Annotated in this window: 6 protein-coding genes; 3 read left to right on the forward strand and 3 right to left on the reverse strand. The window is 46.7% G+C overall.

Annotation, left to right across the window (positions count from 1 at the left end; all coding sequences use genetic code 11):
• Window positions 1–841 precede the first annotated feature (841 nt).
• Entirely contained in the window at window positions 842–1246 is a 405-nt protein-coding gene (locus tag ACLQ6D_RS02685) for a hypothetical protein (RefSeq protein ID WP_411725719.1), read from the reverse strand.
• Here ACLQ6D_RS02685 and ACLQ6D_RS02690 point away from each other — a divergent pair.
• Complete coding sequence (locus tag ACLQ6D_RS02690) at window positions 1246–1404, forward strand: hypothetical protein (protein ID WP_411725720.1); 159 nt, start codon at window positions 1246–1248, stop codon at window positions 1402–1404. The two genes, ACLQ6D_RS02685 and ACLQ6D_RS02690, sit on opposite strands and share 1 nt — an antisense overlap.
• Window positions 1405–1483: 79 nt before the next feature.
• Here the strand turns inward: ACLQ6D_RS02690 and ACLQ6D_RS02695 are convergent, their stop codons facing one another.
• On the reverse strand, window positions 1484–1678 hold the full coding sequence (locus tag ACLQ6D_RS02695) for a hypothetical protein (RefSeq protein WP_411725721.1): 195 nt from the start codon (window positions 1676–1678) through the stop codon (window positions 1484–1486).
• Between the two features lie 197 nt (window positions 1679–1875).
• Here ACLQ6D_RS02695 and ispD point away from each other — a divergent pair, with 197 nt between their 5' ends.
• Together ispD and ispF are read left to right on the forward strand one after the other, a co-directional pair.
• A complete protein-coding gene (gene ispD, locus ACLQ6D_RS02700; protein WP_411725723.1) occupies window positions 1876–2571 on the forward strand; it encodes a 2-C-methyl-D-erythritol 4-phosphate cytidylyltransferase in 696 nt (231 codons plus the stop codon).
• Window positions 2568–3041, forward strand: coding sequence for a 2-C-methyl-D-erythritol 2,4-cyclodiphosphate synthase (gene ispF, locus ACLQ6D_RS02705; RefSeq protein WP_411725724.1), 474 nt, complete (start codon window positions 2568–2570; stop codon window positions 3039–3041). Before ispD ends, ispF begins: the two co-directional genes overlap by 4 nt.
• Before the next feature lie 239 nt (window positions 3042–3280).
• Here the strand turns inward: ispF and ACLQ6D_RS02710 are convergent, their stop codons facing one another.
• Complete coding sequence (locus ACLQ6D_RS02710) at window positions 3281–3679, reverse strand: hypothetical protein (RefSeq protein ID WP_411725725.1); 399 nt, start codon at window positions 3677–3679, stop codon at window positions 3281–3283.
• Between the last annotated feature and the right edge of the window lie 352 nt (window positions 3680–4031).

Genomic DNA, 4031 nt, shown 5'->3' on the forward strand with positions numbered 1-4031 from the left:
TGCTTGACTAGGGCATCGCTTAAACTGGTTTGGGCTAGGTTCTTCCAGGACATGGGCTATTGCTCGGACTTTGATAAGGGCTTATTTTACCAGTTTAGGGGCTTGGGTTCGTGCAAAAGTCTCAAGTTGTAAATTATTCAATTTAAACTAATCTCAAGCAGAAAAAGAATACCTAATTCATCCAAGATGATAGGGGTATCTAGCAATTCTACAAGTCAATCAGCGGCTAGGATTTTCCAGTAATCGGTTTTATGGAATGGTGAAACTGAGGCCGACTCCGCCGTATTATTGGTGATAATCAGCGTCTCACTTGGCATTTGGATTGCCCGGGTAAAAAATCAAGATGTGGCTCAAACTGAATCAGAAAACAGGCAAGAACAAAAGCAAACGCAGGATAATGCGGACGCGGAATATGCAAAACTTTAAGCTAAACTTGATAAATTACAAACTGCTCTGAATAACAAACAGAATAATGTTAGTTTTTGCTTCTACATCAGTTACGGCTGATAATTTTTCCAGAACTCGTAATGATGGTACTCAGATTTATATATCTGATGGATCTCTAAAATGGCAAGGTTCATTAGTTACGTTTCAAGAAGGCAAAATAACACCTGTACACGACAAAAAATTAACAGGTTACTGGTAGCCCCCTTTGCAGAGAGCGTCGACGTTGTAGGCGACAGCGATGAAATCACAACCTGAAGCTGTTTGTTTGACCTTGAAAAGGCGTTAAACAATTCAGTACGGATACAATCCAACCCATACCTAAAAATGCCTTGGGCTTTGCGGCGGTGTGTTTTGACTTTAATAGGCAACACACAACCGGGTTCCCAGGCCGACCTTATGGGCCCAGTAAAAGGCAACCACTGGCAACACCAGGAGCTTTTTGATGCGAAGATAGCCGGCCCACACGGGTTTCTTCGGGCTTAAAGCCTCGCCCCTTCAGGCACCCAAACAAGGTTTCGATTTCCCGGCACAACCCGTAAATTTTAATGGCATCCTGAACAAGGCCGCCACTTGCGACAACCATCAACGCCCCGTCTACCAAGCGCAGGGTACTCAGGTAATCCTTGCAATGGCCTAAACTTCCCGGTTGCGGCAGCCGCCCGGTCTCGCCGAGCTCTGACGCACCAAACAAACGGTCGACCCGTGTTTTTAAGCCTCGGCGGTTCGTGTTGACGCTATTGGCGAATCCGGATAAAGGAGGGAATTCGCTCCTTGATGCGGTTTTTGCCAAACCGGCCAATGAAACGCCGCAACAGGGCGATGCGTTCCCGACTGTTCGAGTTGTCCCGCTTGTTGAGCGGCAACCCATACACGGGAATGGCCGCGCCGCGATTAACGACAGCCAACCAGCAAATTGATGCCGGTGCTGCCCCACTTCCAGTTCGTCCAGTCCAGTGACGGATAATAGTCGGCATAGGTGAATTCGAACAGCTTCATGATAAACTGGGCAACGTCAATGTAACCAATCCAATGAGCGCTAAAAAACCGTTGCATCCGACGGTAACGCGGCGGTATCTGCGCCCAGCCTTGGAAAGGCTAGGGCTAGTTGCGTCCCCACCCCCATCAAGGCAACCAGTATCCCAACAAAGCAATCCATTCTGGCCTTGTTCCATTGAAAATGCTGGTTTAAGATAGCCGTCAGTCCGTTGATTTGTAGTTGACCGCTTTTCATGTTAGCAAAACAAAGTGCAGTATTTAATTACATTTCAATGAGCTATATCAACTTCCTCTTTTTTTGTCATGTGCAGAGAGAAATCTCAATAAATTGTACAAATATAACTAATCACTCAATTGGTGTGGGCTGTAGGGCAGGCCGTGCCCGTCCGGGCAGCCACAAGGGATTGACCCTACGAATGCGGAAACATTAAAATGAAGCGCTCAACAAATTTCTGGGCCGTTGTGCCGGCTGCCGGTGTTGGCGAGCGGATGAATGCCGACCGGCCCAAACAATACCTGGATCTCGCTGGTAAAACAGTGATAGAACATACGCTGTCACGTTTGTTGCAAGCGAATGTTTTTTCAGGGGTCGCCGTTGCAATTTCAGCAGAAGACCCGTATTGGCCGGAACTTTCATTTGCACAGCATGAGCTTATCATCACTGCGCCAGGCGGCAAGGAAAGGGCGGACTCGGTGCTATCTGCGCTGAAGGCTATCCGTGCCAAGGCAAAAGATGATGATTGGATCCTGGTGCATGATGCTGCCAGGCCTTGCCTTACCACAGAAGATATACACCTATTGATTGATACGCTGGTTAATGATGACGTTGGCGGTATTTTAGCCTTGTCTTCACACGACACCCTAAAAAGTGTTCAGGATCAGGATATTCTTGGCACTTTGGATAGACGGTCAGTCTGGCGGGCATTGACGCCGCAAATGTTTCGCTACGGCCTGTTGAAAACAGCGCTGGAAGGGGGGGCTGAAGGCAATCCTGCGGTCACAGACGAAGCAAGCGCTCTTGAATTAATGGGATTAAAACCGAAAATCGTCGAAGGCCGTCCCGATAACATCAAAATCACCCGGCCTGAAGATTTGGCACTAGCGCGTTTTTTTATGGAGCAACAATGATACGAATTGGGCAAGGTTACGATGTACACCGCTTTAATGAAGGCGACCATATTATTCTCGGTGGCGTAAAAATCCCTTACGAACAAGGTTTGGAGGCGCATTCAGATGGTGATGTCGTGCTGCATGCCCTTTGTGATGCCCTATTAGGGGCGGCAGCGCAAGGAGACATCGGCAATCATTTTCCTGATACCGATCCTGAATTCAAGGGTGCTGACAGTCGGGTATTACTGCGGCATGTCTACCGTATTGTTCAGGAACAAGGATATAAGTTGGGCAATGCAGACATTACGATTATCGCCCAAGCACCCAAAATGGCGGCCCATATTGCCGCCATGTGCCACAACATTGCCACTGATTTACAAGTCAAAGTTGACTGTATCAACGTAAAAGCAACGACCACCGAAAAACTGGGTTTTGAAGGACGCAAAGAAGGCATTGCCGTACATGCTGTTGTATTGATCGAAACCTAAGGGCGTGTCTTAAAAGCTACTGTGCGTCCCGATTGTTGCGTTGCGCTCGTAATCCTCATGTACTCCATATGTACACTCCGGGTTCCTGTGTTCCATGCGCCTTGCACTCGGGTCGCTTTTAACACGCTCTTAGGGAACGCTGGTTTAATCTTTTGACAGGCTCAGGGTGACGTAACGTATTGCTTCCGCTCGTGGCGACCCCGCCGAACTATGACCGAAAGTGATTTGTTCAGTGCAGTTTATTTAATTTTTACCAATTCCTTCCCCTCACTGGAGAAATGGCAAATGCCGGTAACAAAATTATTGCAGTTTTCGGATTGCTCAATTTTTGCGCCCGTAGGGCTAAGCTGTATATCCAGTATGCAATAACTGGCTTCACCTTCGGAATGTTTTTTCAAGGTCAGTTTATCTTTGCCTGTGCTTTTGGCCTCGTCGGCAATTTCGGCAGAGCAGGCTAGACTGTCTTTTTCGTCGGCGTTAGGTTCGAAATCCACATCGGCACTGACTATATATTTATCATTCAGTTGGGTGATTTTCAAGTGGTGGACATGTTTAACATCGCGTAGCACATAATGATCCGTAGTTGCCATTACACTACCGGAAATTAACATTGCGAAGCAAAATAAACTTTTTTTCATCGGATTTCCTCTTGTCGGGGTTTATGAATTATCAGTAAAGGCAGGTTATTGTGGTACGATGACTGAGAATATTAAGCGCCAGACAAAACCACCTACAGGCTGTCATTGTAACCTACAGTAAGCCCTCGCCCAAAAACACAATCACAGAAAAACCAGGAAGCACGACAGGTCAATGTCAATTACTTCCAAAACAAGGTTTTCTAATCAACAAAAGAAAGCCGGCACAATCAATGAATAACTGATGTTACGCACCTGTAGTTCAAGTAAACTATAAGGATGAATACAGGACGACTAGAAATATATAGCGGTTACTTATTGAGTTCAGTTCCTTTGGTCAAACAACAGCAACCGG

Source organism: Methyloglobulus sp. (genome assembly GCF_046714055.1).
Classification (GTDB): domain Bacteria; phylum Pseudomonadota; class Gammaproteobacteria; order Methylococcales; family Methylomonadaceae; genus Methyloglobulus.

What these genes read in the sequence shown, in the direction of transcription:
- ACLQ6D_RS02690 (WP_411725720.1), top strand. Translation starts at nt 1,246, where the DNA reads ATGAAACGCCGCAACAGGGCGATGCGTTCCCGACTGTTCGAGTTGTCC.
- ACLQ6D_RS02695 (WP_411725721.1), bottom strand. Translation starts at nt 1,678, where the DNA reads ATGAAAAGCGGTCAACTACAAATCAACGGACTGACGGCTATCTTAAAC.
- ispD (WP_411725723.1), top strand. Translation starts at nt 1,876, where the DNA reads ATGAAGCGCTCAACAAATTTCTGGGCCGTTGTGCCGGCTGCCGGTGTT.
- ispF (WP_411725724.1), top strand. Translation starts at nt 2,568, where the DNA reads ATGATACGAATTGGGCAAGGTTACGATGTACACCGCTTTAATGAAGGC.
- ACLQ6D_RS02710 (WP_411725725.1), bottom strand. Translation starts at nt 3,679, where the DNA reads ATGAAAAAAAGTTTATTTTGCTTCGCAATGTTAATTTCCGGTAGTGTA.